Source organism: Candidatus Hydrogenedentota bacterium, assembly GCA_019695095.1.
Taxonomy (GTDB): Bacteria; Hydrogenedentota; Hydrogenedentia; order Hydrogenedentales; family SLHB01; genus JAIBAQ01.
The window spans coordinates 1-4,062 of record JAIBAQ010000324.1 but is presented as its reverse complement, the minus strand read 5'-3'; the positions used below and the strand labels follow the sequence as shown (position 1 = coordinate 4,062).

Below are 4,062 nucleotides of genomic sequence, written 5' to 3'. Positions count from 1 at the left end.
ATTCAGCGAGATCTGCGCGTCCGCCTCTTAATGTCGATGAAGATTTGAATCACATCGCCGTGACCGGCAGAGAATTTCATCTCCAGTGCACTTCCTCGGTCACATCCCCTCCCCACCGAGTAGTTAACAGGGCAGAGGCATCGCGCATCGCGGCGCCGGACCTGGGGACTCAACGTGGGACAAACAATCGACGGATCGATCGGGGCGGATGACCGGCTATCTCAACTCGCCGCAATTCTTGCAGCCGGAATCTCGCGGCTACATCGAGGTGTACGCTCCTAATAAACACTGCTTGCCAGTCCCAGCGTCCGCATTAATCCCGAACCTGCATCCCGCGCAAAGCACCGGATATATCTAATTGGCCTCATCGTCCGATCTGAGAAAGTGCATTTTGCAGTGGCTCGCTGGAGATGTGCATGAGGCCACCGAAGGGGTGGTCCAATTCTAAAATCAGAAACACAGCGCTCGACACGACGATGCTGCCCAGCAGCAGCACGGCCAATGTCGTCGAATTCCGCGGCGCAAACAGTCCATAGCTGGCGAAGGTAATTGCCAGCCAACCGACCATGAGCACAAGAAATGCTAAAGGGATCGAGCTATTTCGCTTTGAGTAAAGTAACCAGCGCATCTCCGCCGTGTCATGGACAATTTTTATCGCGAGACCGTGCGTCGTGCGCTGTGCTTCGCTTTTCGGCTCCAGCTTCAGTAATTGGTCGTACAGCGCCTCGTAATCAGCCACATCTCCGGCGCCGGTTGACCTTGCAGAAGAAGGCGTTTCGTCTTGCCAGATTCGAGGGATCATATCGCGGACGGTCTCGCGGAGCAGTCGGCGTGTTTCCTTTGCCTCCGGCCCGTAGTGTGCAAGGGCTCGATCAAGCACAATAACGTTGGCGGACAGCTGAGTAACTCCATCGCATTGACTGTCGAACGAACTCTTGGCCGACGCAACGAGTAAGCCGAGCACCATTCCCGTCATGGTTCCAACAATGCCGACGACGAGTTTTACCACTTCTTTTGTATCGGAATTGAGATGCTGATCCGGAAGGCGAGACCGAACAAGGAGCCCGAATAAAGAACTCCCGAAAATGCACAGCAACACGATAAGACTGATCGCTAATGGACTCATGGGGTGCTTTCACAGAACGCATTAAGTTGCACGGGATCACGATCGCAGGATTTTTCGGTCACATCCCGCCCCCACGGAGTAGTTAACCAAGTAGCGCTATCGCGCGGATGCGGGGAAAACTACTCGGAGCGGACGCATGGGAAAAATTCTCGATGGATCGATCGGGCCGGACGAGCGGCTGGTCGAATTAGCCAGCATCTTAACACGAGGCGTCTCTCGCCTAAATCTCGGCGGAATTAAGTACTGGCACGCAATTTGAATCATGGCTGGCGTGAAACCACAGGTGTGCTTCACAACGCTTGAGGAAATAAAAATAAGATGATTTCACGACCGTAGTTTGCTATGGTGCTGGTGGTTCCGCACCAACTTAGCCGCTTGTGAGATCGAGCATGCGACGCCGCAAGAATGCCCAGGGACTCACCGTCAATGCGATTGCAGGAAGCCATGTGGTGACACTTGGCATTGACTTGGCTCCCTCCAAACGCACGGGCTGCCTGGGCTTTGCGATCAAACGGACCGACCATACCGAAGGCGAGTCGTATTGGATGAGCGGCACAAAAACCTTTAAGGAGACTGATCCGGGTATCGGACCGGGTGGCCAAGTCTCCAGTCACGATCATCCCTTTCAATCATTCCAGTGGGCTGACTACAGCGCGAAGCCGGGATACGACTACACGTACAAGGTGATTCCAATGTACGGCTCACCTTCGTCACTCCAAGATGGCGATGGACTCGAGGTAAGAATTCAAACCGAGACGGAGTTTGGCCAGCTTCATTCCATCTTCTTCAATCGGGGCGCCGTTGCGTCTCAGGAATATGCGAGGCGTTTTCAAAACAAACGTCCCGACGACCCGAGTCTTGGTCAAGCGGCTTATAAGTGGTTACAGCGTGGCTTGCTTGATGCGTTGGCAGCTTTCATAGCGCAGGCGACGGATTCGAAATGGGAAATCCACGGCGCTATCTACGAGTTTCAATGGCACGACGCTTTGCTCATTTTTAAGGACGCAAAGGCGCGTGGGGTGAAGGTGCGCCTTGTGTACGACGAGATTCCAGGCGGCCCTGGACCGCTAAACGATGCGGCGATCGCAGATGCCCAAATCAAAGCGATCTGTAGCCCGCGCACCAATGGAAAGATCATGCACAACAAGTTCTTTGTGCTTTCCAAAAATGGAAAACCGCAATCCGTTTGGCTTGGATCGACCAATCTGACCGAGAACGGAATTTTCGGTCACCTGAACTGCGGCCATGTCATTGAAGATCCCGACGTCGCCGCATCCTATCTGGGGTATTGGAGTGAGTTGAAGTCAGACCCAGCGATACCGGATGAAAAGGACTGGATAGCGGAGAACAATCCTGCGCCCCCTGACCCTTGGAATGAAAAACTAACGCCCATATTTTCGCCTCGGCGCGGTCTCGATGTGCTGGACTGGTATGCCCAGATCGCCAACAGCGCCCGAAAAGGCCTATTCATGACCTTTGCATTCGGAATGCATAAGAACTTCAAGGACGTTTACGAACAGGAAGACGGCGTTTTACGATTTGCGTTAATGGAAAAGGAAGGCAACGGCGCCGGCCTAGCCCAGGGTAAAATTGATATCGCGCGAATTCGGCGGTTGTCGAACGTCGTTGTAGCCATCGGAAAGAACATTCAGTTGAACAGCTTCGATCGCTGGCTAAAGGAGCGGGCAAAACTGACTCAGGAAGCCAACATCAAGTACGTGCACACCAAATTCATGCTGGTTGACCCGCTCAGTGACAGTCCAACCACCATCACGGGTTCGGCCAATTTCAGCGGCGCGAGCACCGACACGAATGACGAAAACATGGTCGTCATTAAGGGGGACAAGCGGGTCGCTGACATCTATCTCGGCGAGTTCATGCGCACCTTCTCCCATTACGCGTTTCGTGAAGCCGTCGCGAACTGGGAACAGTGGCATCCGAATGAGGAATGGACGCCTAACCATCTGATTAAGAATGACTCTTGGCTGGCGGATTATTTCAAGGCAGGCAATCCACGCAGTTTGCGCCGAGAATATTTTGCGTAGGTCGTGCTGAGTGCAGCGCAATTACGATGACCAAATTGGATTTGGCTGGCAACCAAGACGCAGTAAAACCACGTCATACATCAATCTCCGGAATTTCGATTTTTTTCCCATCCCGGTCCGTAGTTCCGCCGCGCAACCGGGTAGTTAACACATAGGGACACATCTTTACTTCCGCCAGATTGCGCGCTGGGCGAGACATCGCAGGACGCTTTGGGCACTCCACCATTAGGAGCCGCTCATGCGCGCCTTGAACAATTGGGAACTGACTAGTGATGCCCGCCTTGTCGAACTCGCGGGGATTTTCGCGAGCGGCGTACAGCGACTGCGAAAAACCGAGCTGACCGCTGGGGTTTCTGCCCTAAATCTCGCTGCAGAATCCGCCAAATCGGCCCCTCTGGGTCTTGAACGGTCGGAAGCGACCGCACTCAGTGTGATCACGGAAGTTAACGCCTAAATAGGTCTCTGTTTTGGGAGAGAAAACGCATGGTGAATTTGGGTAAGGAACTGGCCGCGATCGAGCAAATGACCGTAGGCCAGCTGAGGGATCGTTATGCCGAAGTGTTCGGTGAAGTGACTCGCGCCGGCAACAAAAGCTGGCTCCAGAAGAGGATCGCGTGGCGAATCCAGGCGAACGCCGAAGGCGATCTTACGCAGCGCGCCCGGGACCGAGCAGCTGAACTCGCCAATGACGCTGATGTGCGCGTATCGGCGCCGAACTTCGTCGCGGCGCGGCACATCCGGTCACCGACTATTGAACCGGCAGCGTGATTCGCTTTAACCCCAAGGATCGGCGTGCAGCGGTGCTTCGAGGACGCAGCTTGCCTAACGAGTCTGATTACGGCGCCATTTTGATCCGCTCGACTCGATTTCCAGCACAAGAAAGAGCTGATT

The 4,062-nt window shown here is 54.2% G+C and carries 4 protein-coding genes; 3 read left to right on the top strand and 1 reads right to left on the bottom strand.

The window, feature by feature from the left end:
* Positions 1-364: 364 nt before the first annotated feature.
* Entirely contained in the window at positions 365-1,126 is a 762-nt protein-coding gene (locus K1Y02_25715; GenBank protein ID MBX7259778.1) for a DUF4239 domain-containing protein, read from the bottom strand.
* A gap of 389 nt (positions 1,127-1,515) precedes the next feature.
* Between K1Y02_25715 and K1Y02_25710 the strand changes: the two genes are divergently transcribed.
* The 3 genes from K1Y02_25710 to K1Y02_25700 all read left to right on the top strand — a co-directional run bounded on the left by K1Y02_25710 (position 1,516) and on the right by K1Y02_25700 (position 3,939).
* Entirely contained in the window at positions 1,516-3,171 is a 1,656-nt protein-coding gene (locus K1Y02_25710) for a hypothetical protein (protein MBX7259777.1), read from the top strand.
* A gap of 238 nt (positions 3,172-3,409) precedes the next feature.
* Positions 3,410-3,625, top strand: coding sequence for a hypothetical protein (locus K1Y02_25705; protein MBX7259776.1), 216 nt, complete (start codon positions 3,410-3,412; stop codon positions 3,623-3,625).
* A 29-nt stretch (positions 3,626-3,654) separates the two neighbouring features.
* On the top strand, positions 3,655-3,939 hold the full coding sequence (locus tag K1Y02_25700; protein MBX7259775.1) for a DUF2924 domain-containing protein: 285 nt from the start codon (positions 3,655-3,657) through the stop codon (positions 3,937-3,939).
* The last annotated feature ends 123 nt before the right edge of the window (positions 3,940-4,062 follow it).